At 65.2% G+C, this 16954-nt stretch carries 15 protein-coding genes; 10 read left to right on the top strand and 5 right to left on the bottom strand.

What is annotated here, in order from left to right:
• Window positions 1-211: 211 nt before the first annotated feature.
• The 5 genes from fabD to mltG all read left to right on the top strand — a co-directional run bounded on the left by fabD (window position 212) and on the right by mltG (window position 4586).
• Window positions 212-1171 carry an ACP S-malonyltransferase gene (fabD, locus tag AruPA_RS11095; protein ID WP_265636757.1) on the top strand — a complete coding sequence of 320 codons (960 nt, stop codon included), beginning with the start codon at window positions 212-214 and terminating at the stop codon, window positions 1169-1171.
• Window positions 1161-1910 (top strand): 3-oxoacyl-[acyl-carrier-protein] reductase, encoded by a 750-nt coding sequence (fabG, locus tag AruPA_RS11090; protein WP_265636756.1) that lies wholly within the window; start codon window positions 1161-1163, stop codon window positions 1908-1910. Before fabD ends, fabG begins: the two co-directional genes overlap by 11 nt.
• A 151-nt stretch (window positions 1911-2061) precedes the next feature.
• Complete coding sequence (locus AruPA_RS11085) at window positions 2062-2301, top strand: acyl carrier protein (protein ID WP_029310940.1); 240 nt, start codon at window positions 2062-2064, stop codon at window positions 2299-2301.
• Window positions 2302-2331: 30 nt separating this feature from the next.
• A complete protein-coding gene (fabF, locus tag AruPA_RS11080; protein WP_265636755.1) occupies window positions 2332-3600 on the top strand; it encodes a beta-ketoacyl-ACP synthase II in 1269 nt (422 codons plus the stop codon).
• Between the two features lie 14 nt (window positions 3601-3614).
• Window positions 3615-4586 (top strand): endolytic transglycosylase MltG, encoded by a 972-nt coding sequence (gene mltG / locus AruPA_RS11075; RefSeq protein ID WP_265636754.1) that lies wholly within the window; start codon window positions 3615-3617, stop codon window positions 4584-4586.
• A 25-nt stretch (window positions 4587-4611) separates the two neighbouring features.
• Here mltG and AruPA_RS11070 read toward each other — a convergent pair whose 3' ends face one another.
• On the bottom strand, window positions 4612-5094 hold the full coding sequence (locus AruPA_RS11070) for a hypothetical protein (RefSeq protein WP_265636753.1): 483 nt from the start codon (window positions 5092-5094) through the stop codon (window positions 4612-4614).
• 280 nt (window positions 5095-5374) lie between these two features.
• Between AruPA_RS11070 and AruPA_RS11065 the strand changes: the two genes are divergently transcribed.
• Both AruPA_RS11065 and AruPA_RS11060 read left to right on the top strand, forming a co-directional pair.
• On the top strand, window positions 5375-6298 hold the full coding sequence (locus AruPA_RS11065; RefSeq protein WP_265636752.1) for a PEP-CTERM sorting domain-containing protein: 924 nt from the start codon (window positions 5375-5377) through the stop codon (window positions 6296-6298).
• Window positions 6299-6809: 511 nt separating this feature from the next.
• The gene (locus AruPA_RS11060; protein WP_265636751.1) at window positions 6810-7349 is read left to right on the top strand and encodes an REP-associated tyrosine transposase; all 540 of its coding nucleotides are present in this window, start codon (window positions 6810-6812) and stop codon (window positions 7347-7349) included.
• Between the two features lie 185 nt (window positions 7350-7534).
• Here the strand turns inward: AruPA_RS11060 and AruPA_RS11055 are convergent, their stop codons facing one another.
• The 4 genes from AruPA_RS11055 to dnaN form a co-directional block, all read right to left on the bottom strand.
• A complete protein-coding gene (locus tag AruPA_RS11055; protein ID WP_265636749.1) occupies window positions 7535-9187 on the bottom strand; it encodes an AMP-binding protein in 1653 nt (550 codons plus the stop codon).
• A 16-nt stretch (window positions 9188-9203) separates the two neighbouring features.
• On the bottom strand, window positions 9204-10172 hold the full coding sequence (locus AruPA_RS11050; RefSeq protein ID WP_265636748.1) for a cyclase family protein: 969 nt from the start codon (window positions 10170-10172) through the stop codon (window positions 9204-9206).
• Window positions 10173-10286: 114 nt separating this feature from the next.
• Window positions 10287-11465, bottom strand: a complete 1179-nt coding sequence (gene recF, locus AruPA_RS11045) for a DNA replication/repair protein RecF (RefSeq protein WP_265636747.1) — start codon at window positions 11463-11465, stop codon at window positions 10287-10289.
• Between the two features lie 166 nt (window positions 11466-11631).
• Window positions 11632-12756, bottom strand: coding sequence for a DNA polymerase III subunit beta (gene dnaN / locus AruPA_RS11040; protein ID WP_265636746.1), 1125 nt, complete (start codon window positions 12754-12756; stop codon window positions 11632-11634).
• 210 nt (window positions 12757-12966) lie between these two features.
• Between dnaN and AruPA_RS11035 the strand changes: the two genes are divergently transcribed.
• The 3 genes from AruPA_RS11035 (at window position 12967) to AruPA_RS11025 (ending at window position 16941) form a co-directional block, all read left to right on the top strand.
• Complete coding sequence (locus tag AruPA_RS11035) at window positions 12967-14700, top strand: ABC transporter permease subunit (protein WP_265636745.1); 1734 nt, start codon at window positions 12967-12969, stop codon at window positions 14698-14700.
• Window positions 14701-14708: 8 nt separating this feature from the next.
• The gene (locus tag AruPA_RS11030; protein WP_265636744.1) at window positions 14709-16028 is read left to right on the top strand and encodes an AAA-associated domain-containing protein; all 1320 of its coding nucleotides are present in this window, start codon (window positions 14709-14711) and stop codon (window positions 16026-16028) included.
• Between the two features lie 106 nt (window positions 16029-16134).
• A complete protein-coding gene (locus AruPA_RS11025; RefSeq protein WP_265636743.1) occupies window positions 16135-16941 on the top strand; it encodes a sulfotransferase in 807 nt (268 codons plus the stop codon).
• Window positions 16942-16954 lie beyond the last annotated feature (13 nt).

The raw sequence follows: 16954 nt of genomic DNA, 5'->3' as shown, positions 1-16954 counted from the left end.
GCGCCCGAACAGAACGAACGTGCCGATGTCCGGCGACGACCCGAAAAACGCCGCCGCACCAAACAGATAAAAGTTTTTTGCTTCTTTTTTCCAAAAAAGAAGAGCTTTCTTCCGCACACCTCAGGCCGCCCATCTACCGGCCGTGGCAGGCCCAGAATTGACTTGCGCGCCGTCCCAATCTACCCCGCGCCCAAGAGCAGGAGACGGGTTCATGGCGGTAAACGCCTTTATTTTTCCGGGTCAGGGCAGTCAAACGGTCGGGATGGGGCGCGATCTGGCGGCGGCGTTCGCGCCGGCGCGCGAGGTGTTCGAGGAGGTCGACGAGGTTCTGAAGCAGAAGCTCTCGCGGCTGATGTTCGAGGGTCCGGCCGAGGCGTTGACGCTGACCGAGAATGCCCAGCCCGCGTTGATGGCGATGTCGATGGCGGTGCTGCGCTGTCTGGAGCAGGAGGGTCATGTCGCGGTGCGCGCGCGCGCCGCGGTGGTGGCCGGACATTCCCTGGGTGAGTATTCCGCGCTTGCGGCGGCAGGTGCGTTCACGGTCGCCGAGGCGGCGCTGTTGCTGCGGGTGCGGGGCAACGCGATGCAGCGCGCGGTGCCGGCGGGCGAAGGGGCGATGGCCGCTTTGCTGGGCGTTGAACTGGAGGCCGCGCGCGCGATCTGCGCCGAGGCGGAGAGCGGGCCGGCCGGGTCCGACGTGGTTTCGGTCGCGAATGACAACGGCGGCGGCCAGGTGGTGATTTCGGGCGCGGCGGCGGCGGTGGACCGGGCGATCGAGATCGCCAAGGCGCGCGGCGTCAAGCGGGCGATGAAGCTGCCGGTTTCGGCACCGTTTCATTGCGCGCTGATGGCGCCGGCGGCCGAGGCGATGCGCTTCGCGCTGGAAGCGACACCGCCGCGCGCGCCGGTGGTGCCGTTGATCGCGAACGTGACGGCGGCCAAGGCGACGCAGCCGGCTGAGATTTCCGCATTGCTGGTCGAGCAGGTGACGGCCACGGTCCGCTGGCGCGAATCGGTGGCGGCCATGGTCGATCTGGGGGTGACGCGGTTCATCGAACTGGGGTCGGGCAAGGTGCTGTCCGGGTTGATCCGGCGAATCGCGCCGGAGGCCGAGGCGCTGAATTGCGGCACACCGGCGGAGCTGGAGGCTTTGATCAAACATGTCGGCTGATCCGTTCAGGCTGGATGGCAGGACCGCGCTGGTGACCGGCGCGTCCGGCGGGATTGGCGCTGCGATTGCGCGCACGCTGCACGGGCTGGGGGCGGCGGTGATGCTGTCGGGCACGCGTGAAGCGGCGCTGACGGCGCTGGCGGCGGAGCTTGGTGAGCGCAGCCATGTACAGGCGGCGGATCTGGCCGATCCGAAGGCGGCGGAGGCGTTGATCGCCGGCGCCGAGGCCGCGATGGGCAAGGTGGATATTCTGGTCAACAATGCCGGGCTGACGCGCGACGGGCTCACCCTGCGCATGAGCGACGAGGCGTGGGGACAGGTGCTCGATGTCGATCTGGCGGCGCCGTTCCGCCTGTCGCGGGCGGCGCTGAAATTCATGATGCGGCGCCGTGCCGGGCGGATCATCAATATCGGCAGCATCGTGGGTTCGACCGGTAATCCGGGTCAGGCGAACTACGCCGCGGCGAAGGCGGGGCTGATCGGGCTGACCAAGGCGCTCGCGCAGGAAGTGGCGTCGCGCAACATCACGATCAATCTGGTGGCGCCGGGCTTTATCGAGACCGCGATGACCGATGCGCTGACCGAGGAGCAGCGCGCGGCCCTGGCCGGTAAAATTCCGCTCGGCCGGCTGGGCCAGCCGGCGGATGTGGCGGCGGCCGTGGCGTATCTGGCGTCGGATGCCGCGGGCTGGGTGACCGGTTCGGTCTTGCATGTGAACGGTGGGATGGCGATGATCTAGCAGCGCCGCGCCATGGTTGGCGCGGCACGATGAACCATGCTAAGCGCGCCGGACTTTCGCAAGTAAACCGGAACATGGCGCTGGCCATGAATTCTCCGGGATGTTCGTGCCTATGGACCGCCCAAAATTTCGTTACAGGAGCACACAGAGAATGAGTGAAGTCGCCGATAAGGTAAAGAAGATCGTTGTCGAGCATCTCGGCGTCGATGAAGCGAAAGTAACGCCTGAAGCCTCCTTCATCGATGATCTGGGCGCGGACAGCCTTGATACTGTCGAGCTGGTCATGGCGTTCGAAGAGGCGTTTGGCGTCGAGATTCCCGAGGACGCGGCCGAGAAGATCACGACCGTCAAGGACGCGATCGATTACATCGAGAAGCAGAAAGCCGAGTAACCGGCGAGACGGCAGCGTGAGTGTCAGGACATGAAGATGCGGCGTGTGGTTGTCACCGGCATGGGAATCGCATGCCCGTTGGGCGTGGGGATCGAGCCGGTCTGGCAGCGGCTGATCAATGGCGATTCCGGGATCGGTGCGATCACCGCCTTCGATGCCAGTGATCTGCCGTGCCAGGTGGCCGGGGAGATGCCGCCTGGCACGCGCGCCGATGGCGGGTTCACGCTGGGCGAGTGGGTCGGCGTCAAAGACCAGAAAAAGATGGATCGGTTCATCCAGCTTGGCATGGTCGCGGCGACCGAAGCGATGGAAGACAGCGGCTGGGTGCCCCGGACCGAGGAGGATCGTTACGCCGCGGGTGTGATGATCGGCTCGGGCATCGGCGGGCTTCAGACGATTTATGAGGCTTCGGTCCTGGTGCACGAAGGCAAGGCGCGGCGGTTGTCGCCGTTCTTTATTCCCTCCGCGCTGGTCAACCTGGTTTCGGGCAATGTGTCGATCAAGTTCGGGCTGAAAGGTCCGAACCATTCGGCGGTGACGGCGTGTGCCACGGGGGTGCATGCGATCGGCGATGCGGCGCGGCTGATCGCGCTGGGTGATGCCGATATCATGCTGGCCGGTGGTGCCGAGGCGGCGGTGTGCGCGCTGGGCATTGCGGGGTTCTGCGCCTCGCGCGCGCTTTCGACCGGGTTCAACGACCGCCCCCAGGCGGCTTCGCGGCCGTGGGACAAGGACCGCGACGGTTTCGTGATGGGCGAGGGCTCGGGCGTGGTGTTCCTGGAGGAATACGAGCATGCCAAGGCGCGTGGTGCGAAGATCTATGCCGAGATCGCGGGTTACGGCATGTCGGGCGATGCGCATCATATCACGGCACCGGCCGATCATCATGATGGTGCGTTCCGCGCGATGAAGGCGGCGCTGAAATCGGGCGGGCTGGTGCCGGGCGATATTCAATACATCAACGCGCACGGCACTTCGACGCCGATGGGCGATGATCTGGAGTTGGAAGCGGTCGAAAACCTGTTCGGCGATGCCGCGCGGGGCGTTGCAATGTCCTCGACCAAATCGGCGACGGGGCATCTGCTGGGCGCGGCCGGGGCGATCGAGGCGGTGTTTTCGATTCTCGCGATCCGGGACGGCGTCGCCCCGCCGACCCTCAATCTGGATGAACCCAGCCGTGCGAGCGTGATCGACCGGGTGGCGCATACCGCGCAGCGCCGCAAGATCGATGTCGTGCTGTCGAACAGTTTCGGGTTCGGGGGCACCAATGCCTCGATCCTGTTCCGCAAGGTCAACTGACCGGGCGGCGCCGCATGTTGAGCCGCGGGCGGCTGATCCTGGTGCTGATGGCGCTGGTGGTCGCGGCGAATATCGGCAACCAGGCGGTGCGGCAGAGCTACTATGCTCCGGGTGCGCTGGCGGTGACGCGCGATGTCGTGGTGCCGCCGGGCAGTACGGTGGCGGTGGCGCGGACACTGAAGCGCGCCGGGGTGATCCGCTATCCGCTTATTTTCGAGCTCGCGGCCTGGATCACGCGGCGCCAGGGGCCGTTGCGGGCGGGCGAGTTTGAATTCGTCGCGCATGGCAGCCTGCGGCGGATTTTGCATACGCTGCGATCCGGCGCGGTGGTGCAGCACAAGGCGACGATTCCCGAAGGTCTGACCGCGATCCAGATTGCCGCGATCATCAATGCGCTGCCGGAAGCGCGCGGGCATGTGGCGCCACCACCCGAAGGCAGCGTGCTGCCGCAGACCTATGATTATGTCTATGGCGCGACGCGGCAGAGCATTCTGCGGCGGATGCAGCATGCGATGACCAGGGCGCTGGCCGCTGCCTGGGCGGCGCGCGCGCCGGATTTGCCGGTGCAGACGCCGCAACAGGCGGTGACGCTGGCCTCGATCGTGCAACTGGAAACGCCGGTTGCGGCGGAGTTGCCGAAGATTGCGGGGGTTTATGAAAACCGGCTGGCGCAGGGGATGAAGCTGCAGGCTGATCCGACGGTGATTTTCGCGGTAACCAAGGGGCAGGCGACCGCCCTGCCCCACCGGGTTACCGATCATGATCTGGCGACGCCGAGCGCCTATAACACCTATCTGCACCATGGGTTGCCGCCGGGGCCGATCGCGTCGCCGGGGATTGCGGCGATCGATGCGGTGCTGCACCCGGCGGCGACGCAGGATTTGTTTTTCGTGGCGACCGGCACGGGTGGGCATGTGTTTGCCCGGACGTTCGGTGAGCAATTGGCGAATATCGCGCGGGTGCGGGCGGGGCGGGGCGGGAACTGAGTTTTTGTTTTGATATCGTAACGAATTAGGCGTGTTTGAACCGGTGCTCTGGGCGTGCGGTTTGGCGGCGCGGATGGGGGTCTGGCGGGCGGGCCTGGCGCGAGGGTGAGATGGCGACCGCTGTGGTGACGGGGTTTGGGATGGGTTCGGTTGGTGTGGGTTGGGCGGTTGCGCAGATGGGCGGGTTCGGGGCGGGCGGGTTCGCGGCGGGCGGGCGCTGATGGCGGCGTGCGGGATGCGGTGAGGCGGACGTGGCACGGCGCGGGGGCGTGGCTTCGGGTTGCGGGCGGATGGTGGCGTTGAGGGCCGGGCAGTTTGGTGCCGGTGCGGATGGTGAGGCGCAGGTTTCGAGGAAACTGCGCAGGATGTTCAGGATGGTGAGGATAAGGTCCACGATCGCGTCGCTCAGGGCATCGGCACCGCGCTGAGCCGAGACGTGGTCGAACACGCCTTGTAGTCTGGCGTTGATCGGCACGGTCGAGACGGCTGAGGCTGGGGTTCTATCCACGGCCGGATATAAGCATGCTCGGGTAGAGCTAAGCAAGAGTTATTTTCATTAACGTCTTCGTGGTGAGTGTGGTGCCATGCCGGACGGAGGACGGGCGTTGAAAGGGGTGGGGTGCGGCGGGTCGCCCGATCCTTGCCCGGGCGTTACGCGCGGTGGGTGTCAGGATTTTTTACACTAACGGTTTCATGCGTTCATTATGACATTGAATTGAAACGAGAAAATTTTTGGCATTGATTTTGCTCAGTAACTTTTGTTCGTTCTTTTCCCGTAAGGAGCCACCATGACCCGGACCCGTATTGCCCTGCTCGTGACCACCCTGTTTTGCGCGACGACGGCGCACGCCCTTGCCAATCCGATTCTGTTGATGGTCGCCGGTGGGGGTGGTGGGGCGTTCTATAGAGTCGGTGGCGGCGAGGGCCAGGCGGGGACGGTGGCTCAGAACGGTGGCAGTCCTGGTGGAAACGCCGGTTTGAACGGGTCGGGTGGGGCCGGTGGTCTCGGCGCGGGCGGCGCGGGCGGCGCGGGCGCTCTTGGTAACGGTGGTCCCAGCGGGGACGGCTTCGCGGGCGGGGGGTTGGCCTATCCCGGGTTCGGCTTGGCGGGTGCTTATGGTGGCGGCTCCGGTGCCTACGGCGGTGGCGGTGGCGGCGGCGGCTTCGGCGGCGGCGGCGGCGGCGGCTATAATGGCGGCGGTGGTGGCGGCGGCGATTCCCCAGCTAATGCGGGCGCCGGCGGCGGCGGCAGTTCCTTTCTTGCCGCCGCGTTCAGCAATATCTCGGGAACTACCGGTAAAAATACTGGCGCGGGCTCCATTTCTATCGAATTCGGTAATTCCATACAGTCGTTCAGCTATACCGGCGGTTCACAGAGCTATGATGTTTCCACCACCGGCGTCTACGATTTCACCGCCTCCGGCGGCCAGGGCGGCGGCGGCATCAGTTTAATTAGACAAAAGTTCGTCGGCGGACTTGGCGCGACCGTCAGTGGCGACATCACGTTGACCGCCGGGACGGTGCTCGACCTTGAAGTCGGCGGCATGGGGGGAACAAATGGTAATAGTTTCGGTCAAGGCGGGGGCGGTGGGGGGTCTTGGGTTTATGAGATCTCGGCGCCGACGCCGGTGCCGGAACCTGGGTCGTTGGCGTTGCTTGGGACGGGTCTGATCGGTCTCGGCCTGGCCGTCCGCTCACGGCGCAAACATTGATGAGAGGTTGAACCACCAGACGGATGATGGGTATCGCGCGATACCCATTATCCACCCTCCCTCACGAAACCGCCTGTCAGCCGACTTAGGGTTGGGTGATGTTCCGCACCCCGCGCTCCGGCACCATCATGCCGACTGTTCATCCAAATGGCCGGTCAATGCCGGCGTATCGGCGAAATCGCGTTGAAGGCGGACCGTATGTGTTCGCCGTCGCGTTGGCGGTTATGTTCACATTGACCCGGTCAGGTACGGGCTGGTCGCACACGGCAAGGATTGGCCGGTCTCATCGTTTCGGCGGGCTGTGGCACGCGGGGCGGATTCGGCCGGTTGGGGCGGCGTGGGTGGGGAATTCGGTGGAAGACCGGAAGGACGAAGTTTGGTGAAGTGGTGGGGTGCGGAAGAGCACCCCACCCTACGCCGGCTAAGCATCTTCGTTTTCATATCGTCGCCTTTCCTTGCACTCCACCATTGCAGGGCCAAAATGCCGAGGGCACAGCGAAATGGTAAACGAATGCCGGAGTATCGGCGAAATCACGTCGCAGGCGGAACATATTTTTTCACCGTCGCCTTGGCTGACCGGCGCAGCGACCTGCTGGTCAAGGAGGTTGACGCCCTACGCGCGTCGGTTTTACGAGCCCGCGCGCTGTATCCATTTAACATCGACGCATGGGTTGTGCTGCCCGAGCATCTGCATGCGGTATGGACATTGCCGGATGGTGATGCCGATTTTTCCGTGAGGTGGGCTCTGATCAAGCGCGGTTTCTCGGTGAGACTTGCGAAAGGTGAAAGCCGATCCGCCTCTCGGATTGCCAAGGGCGAACGCGGTGTGTGGCAGCGGCGGTTTTGGGAACACACGATACGGGATGAGGCTGATTTCAGGCGTCATGTGGATTATTGTCATTTTAATCCGGTCAAGCATGGGCTGGTGGGCCATGCCGGGAATTGGCCGTTTTCATCGTTTCGGCGGGCGGTGGCACGGGGGGATTATCCGGCTGGTTGGGGCGGCGGGGCGGAGATGGGTGGCGGATTTGGTGAGAGACCGGACGGGTGATGCGGGGTGACAGTGGTGGGGTGCGGAAGAGCACCCCACCCTACGATGGTTTGATGCGTGCGCGGACCATCGAGCGGCGATCACCGCGATTCATAAAAGTTTTTTGCTTCTTTTTTGCAAAAAAGAAGTCCTGCCCTTGCTTTACTGGCTTTTGGGCGGTGGGGTGCGGAAGGCCGCACCCCGCCCTACGCGGGGTCTCTGAGTTCGCGGCGGAGGATTTTGCCGGTGACGGTTTTGGGGAGGTCGGGGATTATTGTTACGGTGCGGGGGTATTTGTAGGCGGCCATGCGGGATTTGCAGAAGGCGATGATGTCTTCGGGGGTGGCGGTGGCGTCGGGTTTGAGGCTGACGACGGCTTTGACGGTTTCGCCGCGGTAGGGGTCGGGGATGCCGATTACGGCGGCTTCGCGGATGGCGGGGTGGGTGTAGAGCACGTCTTCGACTTCGCGGGGCCAGACTTTGTAGCCGGCGGCGTTGATCATGTCTTTCTTGCGATCGACCAGGTAGAACCAGCCTTGTTCGTCCATGAATCCGACGTCGCCGGTGTGGAAGCGGCCGTTGCGGATGGCTTCGGCGGTTTTGTCGGGCTTGTTCCAGTAGCCGGGCACGATCATCGGGCCCTGGGTGACGATTTCGCCGATTTCGCCCTGGGGGAGCGGATTGCCTTCGTCGTCGCAGATCCAGGAAACCGTGTCGTAGACGGGCACGCCGATGGCCAGGGCGCCGGAGGCGGGGTCGACCGGGGCTTGCCGTGAGAGCGGGACGACGTGGGTGGGGGAGTTGGTTTCGGTCAGGCCGTAGCCGTTGTGGATGTAGGGGCCGAATTTCTCGCGAAACGCGGTGACCACGCTGGGCGGGATGGGCGCGCCGCCCGAGTAGATTTTGGTCAGGGATTTCAGTTTTTCGGGGGTGGCGTTCGGGTGGTTCATCAGGGCGATGAAGGCGGTGATGGCGCCGATGGTGAAGGCGGCCTGGTGCTCCTCGATGCTGTCGAGCATGACGCCGGGTTCGAACCGGTAGGACAGGATCAGGGGGGCGGCGGTGAGGAAGCCAGCGGCGACGTGGCCGATCAGGCCGGTGATGTGAAACAGCGGGGCGATGCCGAGCACCGGCGCGCCTTCGGCCAGTTCGATCCAGTCGCGATAGGTCTGGGCGTTGAAGGTGACGTTGCCGTGGGTGTTCATGGCGCCCTTCGGCACGCCGGTGGTGCCGGAGGTGTAGACCAGGAAGGCGATGTCGGCGGGTTGGTAGTGCGGGGTTGGCGGCGGGGCGGCGGGGTGCGCGATGGCATCGGCGAAGTCGGTGGTGTCGGGCAAGCGGTGGCGGGTGGCGTTGGCGAAGAGACGGGGATCGTTGCGGGTCTGGAATGCGAGCGCCGATGTCGTGATGAGGATGGCGGGGCGGAGGGCCGGGTCGAGCGGATCGAAGACGGTATGGTAGGTTTCGTCGTGGCAGATCACGGCTTTGGGCGTGCAATCGGCGAACAGGACGGCGATTTCGCGGGCGCGGTTCATGGGGTTGACCGCGACGGCGATGCCGCCGGATTTCCAGGCGGCGAGGATGGCGATGACGAATTGCGGCACGTTCTGGAGGAAGACGGCGAAGCGGTCGCCCGGGGCGAAGCCGTTGGTGGTGAGGTGGGTGGCCAGGCGGTCGCTCAGATCGTCGAGTTCGGCGTAGGTGAGGGTCGCGTCGAAATACAGGATCGCGGCGCGGTCCGGGGCGCGGGCGACGGCGGCGCGGAACATTGCCAGGGCGTCGGTGAAGTCGGGGGTGATGGTGGCGGGTTGGCCATGGTCGTAGAGGCCGAGCCAGGGTTTGTCGTCGTAGACGGTCATTGGCGCGGCCCCTGCCCTATTTGATCACCACGGGGTTGACCGGGGCGCCGGTGCCGCCGGCGACTTTGAGGGGGGCGGCGGTGTAGAGGAAGGTCCATTGGCCGTCGGCCGCGCAATCGTCGGCCAGGGCGTCGAGGGCGGCGATTTCGGTGAAGGTGACGCCGAGATTGCGCATCAGCGCGTTGTGCAGCGGCAGGACGACGCCGGAGACGGGATCGGCGGTGACCTCGTTGGCGATGGTGTCGGTGACGAGGTTGGGGATTTCCATCTCGTGGAACCATTTGACCAGTTCGGGGCTGTAGGTCAGGCCGGGCTCGATGAAATCCTTATAGAATTCCGCCTTGTCGCGGTCGTAGAACGAGCCGATCCAGCCGGTGCGGATGAGCAATATGTCGTGTTTTTCAATCGTCGTGCCCTGTTGCGCGGCAGCGGCGAGCACGTCTTCATGGGTGAAGGTCTCGCCGCGGTCGAGGACCGGCTTGTTGCGATGGCGGGCGATGTCGATCAGGACGCCGCGCCCGGCGATGCCGCGTTCGGCGATCGGCAGGACGCTCGCCTTGGTCATTTTGCCGGCGGTGGTGCGGGCATCGTAGCCGTTGTAGAGCGTGTCGTCGCACCAGACGTGGCCGAGCGCGTCGTATTGGGTCGAGCCCTGGAGGTACATGATCAGCATGTCGTCCGCATATTCGGCGTGGCCGGGAAATACCGGGCCTTTGCCGCAGAGGTAGTGGCCCTTGTCCATCACGTTGACGCGGACCGGTTGGGCGCGGCCGGGCCAGACCGGATCGCCGCCGGGATGACCCATCATGACCTGGAGGGTGAAGGTCTTGCCCTGTCTGACGGCCTGCACGCCGCGCAGCACTTCGGCCTGGGTGAGGAAGTTGAGGGCGCCGACCTCGTCATCGTCACCCCAGCGACCCCAGTTTTTCGGATCGTTCCGGAGAAGTTCGGTGACCGGGATTTCGGCGCGGAGCGTGCTGGCCATGGCGGTTTCCTCGTGCTGTTGCGAACCGGTCTGATGCCGGGTTGTGCTATCCTGCAGTCTTGATCGGTTCGTGGCAACACTGTGCGGCGCGGGTCGATGCCGGTTGAGGTCGCCTCAGCGCATCGGGCCGTCATCGCCGATGGCGACCCGGCCAGCGGCCGGTTCGAAAGCAGGGCCCGGCTGATCGCCTGACCCGACGCCGCCGATCCGCCCCGGCGAGACCAGCCAGACCGCCGCATCATCGCCCAGCGCGCGCAGGTGCGCCCGATCGGTCGCGGTGCAGAACACCTGGCTCGGGCTTTGCCGCAGCGCCTCGCCCAGCGCGAGGCGATGCGCCGCATCGAGGTGGACGAAGGGTTCATCGAGCAGCAGCACCGGCGCCGCGCCGCGCAGCGTGGCGATCAGCGCCGCGTGCGCCAGCACGATGGCGACCAGCATGGCGCGTTGCTGGCCGGTCGATGCGAGGGCGGCGGCAAGCCCGCTGCCGGCATCCGCGAGCAGCAGATCGGCCCGCTGCGGCGAGACCGCGGCGACCGGTTCGGCGCGGGTGCGCGCATAGAGCCGCCGCAGCCAGTCCTCCACCGCGATCGCCGGTTCGATGGCGAGGCGCGCCCCGATCGGGCAATCGAGCGCCAGGGTCGCTGCCGGAAACGGTGCGAACGCGCCGCGCGCCAGCATGGCGTTGACCCGCGCGATGAGATCGAGCCGCGACGCCGTCAGGGCGGCGGCATGGCGGGCCATGGAATCCTCGATGGTCGCAAGCCAGGCGGCATCGGCGGTGCCCTGTTCGATCTGGCGGTTGCGATTGGCCGAAGCCGCCTCGAACGCCGCGACCTCGCTCGCGTGGGCTGGCGCGAGCGCGAGGGTCAGCCGGTCGAGAAAGCGCCGCCGTGCGCTGGCGCCTTCGGTGAACAGCCGGTCCATCTGCGGGGTCAGCCATACGCAGGCGAAGGCGGCGGCGGCCGCGGCCGCGGTGACCGGATCGCCATCGAGCAGGAGTTTGCGGCGCTCGGCACCCGGACCATCGATGCCGGTGCCGAGCGTGAAGCGGCGCCCGGCATCGGTGAGTTGGGCGGCGACCGCCCAGCCGCCCGACCCGCCGCGCCGCGCCAGTTCGGCAAATTTCGCGCCGCGCAGCCCGCGCCCGGGCGCCAGCAGCGAAATCGCCTCGAGCAGATTGGTCTTGCCCGACCCGTTCGGCCCTTCGAGGGCCACGATGCGCGACGCCGGCCGGATATCGAGCGCGGCGTAGGAGCGGAAATCGGTCAGGCGGAGGGTGGTCAGGGTTGTCATGGGAGAAGGAAGCAAGGACTTCTTTTTTTGAAAAAAAAGAAGCAAAAAAACTTTCTGACACTGGGCCTGTGACGGTTCAAGCGCCCGTGCCCCAGATCAAAAAAAGTTTTTTGCTTCTTTTTTTCAAAAAAGAAGCGCTTCCTCCCCTCGCACCGCCGCGCGACCGCTAGACCCGCATTGGCATCAGCACGAAAATCGCGCTCTGATCGCCGGCGGCGCGCACCAGCGTCGGTGCCGCGCCATCGGCGAAGCAGAATTCGACATGGCCTTTGATCTGTTCCGTCACATCGTTGAGATAGCGGGCCTGAAACCCGATTTCGAGCGGCGTGGCGCTGTATTCCACCTGTTCGCCGTCGAGCTCTTCCGAGGCGGTCCCCTGATCCGGGCTGGTGGCGGAGAGCACCAGCAGATCGCGCGCCACCGAGAGTTTCACCGGCTTGTGGCGCTCGGCGGTGATCGCGGAGACGCGGGCGACGGCGTTGGAGAAATCGTTGGTGTCGACGCGCAGGATCTTGTCGTTACCGACCGGGATGACCTTGCTGTAATCGGGGTAGGTGCCGTCGATCAGCTTGCTGGTCATTCGCATGGTATCGAGGGTGAACTGAATGCGCGTCTCGGACAGGGCGATCGCGACCTCGCCGGTGACATCTTCCAGCAGCTTCCTGATTTCATTGACGGTCTTGCGCGGAATGATCACGCCGGGCATGCCCGCCGCACCTTCGGGCAGCGGCTCCTCGACGCGGGCGAGGCGGTGCCCGTCGGTCGCCACGGCGCGCAGCACGGGGGCGCCATCGGATTCGGCGGCGTGGACGTAAATGCCGTTCAGGTAATACCGGGTCTCCTCGGTCGAGATCGCAAACCGCGTGCGGTCGATCAGGCCGCGGAGCGCCTGCGCCGGGATGGCAAACCGGTGGCTCAGCTTGCCGGCATCGAGCTTGGGGAATTCATCGGTCGGCAGTACGACGAGCTTGGTGGCGTAGCGCCCGGCGCGGAGAGCGAGCGGTGCATCGCCGCCCGGATGGTCGAGTTCGACCTGGGCATGCTCGGGCTGACGCCGCACGATTTCGTACAGTGTGGCCGCCGGGGCGGTTACCGAACCATCCTGCGCCGCCTCGACCGGCACGTCCTCGATCAGCGCGATCTCCAGATCGGTCGCGGCGATGGTCAGGCGGCCTTCCTTCACGGACAGCAGGACATTGGCGAGAATGGGGATGGTGTTGCGCTTCTCCACCACGTTCTGAACATGGGCCAGCGCCTTGAGGAGCGTGGCGCGATCCGCCTTGAGCTTCATGCGATCCTTCCAGTCATCTTGCCGGGCGTCCGAGTCGGCCGGTTTGGTTGCATAGCCCAGATCGGTCTTAAATAGAACCGTCCGAAGCATCACCGAACTGCAACCAATCAGTGGGTGACAAGGGGGGCATTGCGGGTTATGGCGGGCCTGTCAGGTTCGCAGGGCCCGGCATCAGACCGACATCGTCAATTCTTTCAAGCGGATCTGCTCATGACCAGCATTGCCCCGCCTGCCCTTGTGCATGGACGCCGCCTGCCCAACGCGTGGGACATCGCTGCGATTCTGCTCGTGATGGGCGTGCTGATCGGCGTCGTCAGCGTCGCGCGCGGCACGCTTGCGCCGCTGGCCGCCGCACAGGCGACGCATATTCACCTCGATCCCGCCTACCTGCCGGGCTATGCGGTGCGCACCACGCTGCGGATGTTCGCGGCCCTGTTCCTCTCGCTGATCTTCACCTTCCTGGTCGCGACGCTGGCCGCCAAAAGCCGGCGCGCCGCCATCATCATCATCCCGATGCTCGACATCCTGCAATCGATCCCGATCCTCGGGTTCCTGTCGGTCACGGTGCTGTTCTTCGTCAATCTGTTTCCGGGCCAGCAGCTTGGCGCCGAATGTGCCGCGATTTTCGCGGTGTTCACCGGCCAGGCCTGGAACATGACGTTCAGCTTCTACCAGTCGCTCACCACGGAACCCTCCGATCTCGATGAAGCCTGCCGCAGCTTTGGTCTTTCGCCCTGGCAGCGGTTCTGGCGGCTCGACGTGCCGTTCGCCGTTCCCGGCCTGGTGTGGAACATGATGCTGTCGATGTCGGGCGGGTGGTTCTTCGTCGTCTATGCCGAGGCCATCACGGTCGGCAACACGACGTTCACTCTACCCGGCATCGGCTCCTATGTGGCGGTAGCACTGCAACGGCGCGATCTGCTGGCGATTTTCGAAGCCGTGTTCACCATGCTGGTGGTGATACTGCTGTACGATCAGCTGCTGTTCCGCCCGCTGGTCGCCTGGTCCGACAAATTCCGCTTCGAAACCGTGCAGACCGTCTCGGCGGGCGAGCCCTGGGTGCTGAAACTGGTGCGCCGGACCTTTATTCTGCGCGAGGCCGCCGGCTGGGTGGGTGATCGCGTCGCTGTGATCGGCCGGCTCCGCCTCGGTCGCGCCGAACGTACCTTCGCCTCGCTGAAGGCGGGCAGGACCTCGTCCAGACTGGGCGATGGCGTGTTCTACGCCCTGGTGATCGCCGCGGCCGGCTATGCGTTCTGGCAGGTGGCGACGTTCTGTGCGGCGCATCTCGCCTGGTCCGATCTGCTGACCTGCGTGATCGATGCGTTTTTCACTTTGGCGCGCGTGCTCGCCGCCCTGCTCATCTCCTGCGCGATCTGGGTGCCGGTGGGTGTGTGGGTCGGTCTGCGCCCGAAGGCGACCAAGCTGGTGCAGCCGGTCGCGCAGTTCCTGGCGGCGTTTCCGGCGAATCTGCTGTTTCCGCTCGTGGTGGCCGGCATCGTCGCCTTCCGCCTCCTGCCGAACATCTGGCTCACGCCGCTGATGATCCTGGGCACGCAATGGTATATTCTGTTCAACGTCGTCGCCGGCGCCTCGGCGCTGCCGGGTGACCTCAAGGAGGTTGCCGCCAGTTTCGGTCTGCGCGGCTGGCTGCGGTGGCGCCGCCTGATCATTCCCGGCATCATGCCGTATCTGGTTACCGGCGCGCTGACCGCGACCGGTGCGGCCTGGAACGCCTCGATCGTCGCGGAGGTGGCGTCCTGGGGTAAGACCACGCTGGTGGCCAAGGGCCTGGGTGCCTATATCGCGCAGGCCACCACCGCCGGTGATACCAGCAAGATCGTGCTGGGAGTCGCGGTGATGTCGGCCTTCGTGCTGAGTTTCAACCGGCTGGTGTGGCGCCCGCTCTATGCCTACGCCAGCCGCCGCACCAATCTCGGATAGGGGATTCCATGGATCAGCATGTCACCACCCATACCCTGCTCGAAGTCAGCCATTGCCGGCAGGCCTATCCGAAGGAAGCCAACAACGAACTCATCGTGCTCGACGATGTCAATGTGCGGCTGTTCGAGGGCGAAATCGTCGGGCTGCTCGGCCGTTCGGGATCGGGCAAATCCACGCTGCTGCGGATCATCGCCGGCCTGTTGCGCCCGACCAGCGGTGATGTCACCTGGCAGGGCAAGCCGGTCCGCGGACCGGTGCGGGGCATCGCGATGGTGTTTCAGAGCTTCGCGCTGTTTCCCTGGCTTTCGGTGCAGGAAAACGTCGAAATCGGTCTCGAGGCGATGGGGGTATCGCGCGCGATCCGTGAGACCCGCGCCGAGGAGGCGATCGACCTGATCGGCCTCGGTGGCTATGAAAGCGCCTATCCCAAGGAGCTTTCCGGCGGCATGCGTCAGCGTGTCGGCCTGGCGCGGGCGCTGGTCACGCACCCGGATCTGCTGTTGATGGACGAGCCGTTTTCGGCGCTCGATGTGCTGACCGCCGAAACGCTGCGCACCGACCTGATCGATCTGTGGTCCGAGCGCAAGCTGCCGGTGAAATCGATCCTGATGGTCACCCATAATATCGAGGAGGCGGTGCTGATGTGCGACCGCATCCTGGTGTTCTCGTCCGATCCCGGCCGTGTCGCCCATGAAATGACCGTGCCGTTCGCCCATCCGCGCAACCGGCTCGACCCTGCCTTCCGCCAGATGGTCGACGACATCTACGCAGTGATGACCCGCCGCAAGACCCCGGCCGACCTGCGCGCCGCCGCGGCCAAACCGGCCACCGGATTCGCGACGCCGCTCCACCCGATCGGCACCAATCTGATGTCGGGGCTGATGGAAACCCTCGCCGCCGAACCCTATAATGGCCGGGCCGATCTGCCCGCGCTGGCCGCCGTGCTGCAATATGAGGCCGATGAACTGCTGCCGCTCGGCGAGACCTTGCAGCTGCTGCATTTCGCCGAACTCGAGGAAGGCGACATCCGCCTGACCGACCAGGGCCGCAGATTTGTCCACGCCGATACCGACGAGCGCAAGAAAATCTTTGCCGAGGCGGCGCGTACCCATGTCAAACTGGTCGCAGCGATCCGCCAGGTGATTGACGAACGGTGGAATCATCGGGCCTCCGCCGTGCGATTCCGTGACGAGCTGGAGGACCACATGTCGCCCGAGCGCGCCGAGGAGACGCTGCGCACCGCCATTTCCTGGGGCCGCTACGCGGAGCTCTATGCCTACGATGAGGAGGGTCAGCAATTCAGCCTCGAGGATATCGAGGAGGAATAACCGCGCCGCGCTGCCGGGACGCGACCTTACCGAAAGTTACGAAATCCGGGCTGGAAACCGCGCGGTCATCAGCCCAGCTCTGTCACACTGTCGTGATGGAGCAACAATGTCGCAACCTTTGATGATCGTGGGCGCACCGCGCTCGGGCACCACATTTCTGTGTCATGTGCTGAACCAGCACCCGGACATCAGGATCACCAACGAATCCCGGGTGTTCGCGGACCTCAAGCACCGGCTCGATCCCGCCAGTGCGCGCGACGATCTGATCGGGGAGGAATTCCAGGCCGATTGGCGGGCGTTCCAGCGCCGCCACGCCGGTGCCACGATCGAGCGGTTCTACCGCGAACAACTCGGCATCAACACAAGGATCTGGGGCGACAAGCACCCGCCTTACGCCGATCCTGCCCTGCTGTCGGGCCGTACCGAGGCAACCCCCATTCTGCCCCTGTCGGGCTCCTGTCTCGAGCTGATCGCGGAGGTCTTGCCGGCGGCGAAATTCATCCACATCCACCGTCATCCCGCGAGCGTCGCCCGGTCGCTCGCCCGCAAGGGGTGGATTGGCAGCTACGAGGCGGGCCTTTCGATATGGCGGCAATATGTCGTTGAAATCCGCCGTTTCCTCGGTGCGTTGGGGGACCATCGCCACTTTACCATTGCGCATGAGGATCTGATCGGCAACGCCGATCGCGCGGCTGACGCCATCGCGTCCTTCCTCGACCTGGCCGACCGCGGGCCGATCGCGCGTTTCCTGCATGCGCAACGCCGCAGACCCACCCCGTTCAGCGACCCGGTGAGCGAGCTCGGTGCGGCTCGATCCGCTGCAACCCATCGCGATGAGACCATCGCGGTGCGTACGCTTGGCAACCTCGCTGCGCAGTTGGGCTACGCGACGCCGGCCCACGCGGCGGCGTGACCCACCGCGCGAC

It is taken from the genome of Acidiphilium sp. PA (assembly GCF_026191915.1).
In the GTDB taxonomy this organism is placed as follows: domain Bacteria; phylum Pseudomonadota; class Alphaproteobacteria; order Acetobacterales; family Acetobacteraceae; genus Acidiphilium.
Note: the sequence above shows the minus strand (reverse complement) of the source record. Positions and strands in the feature narration are given on the sequence as shown.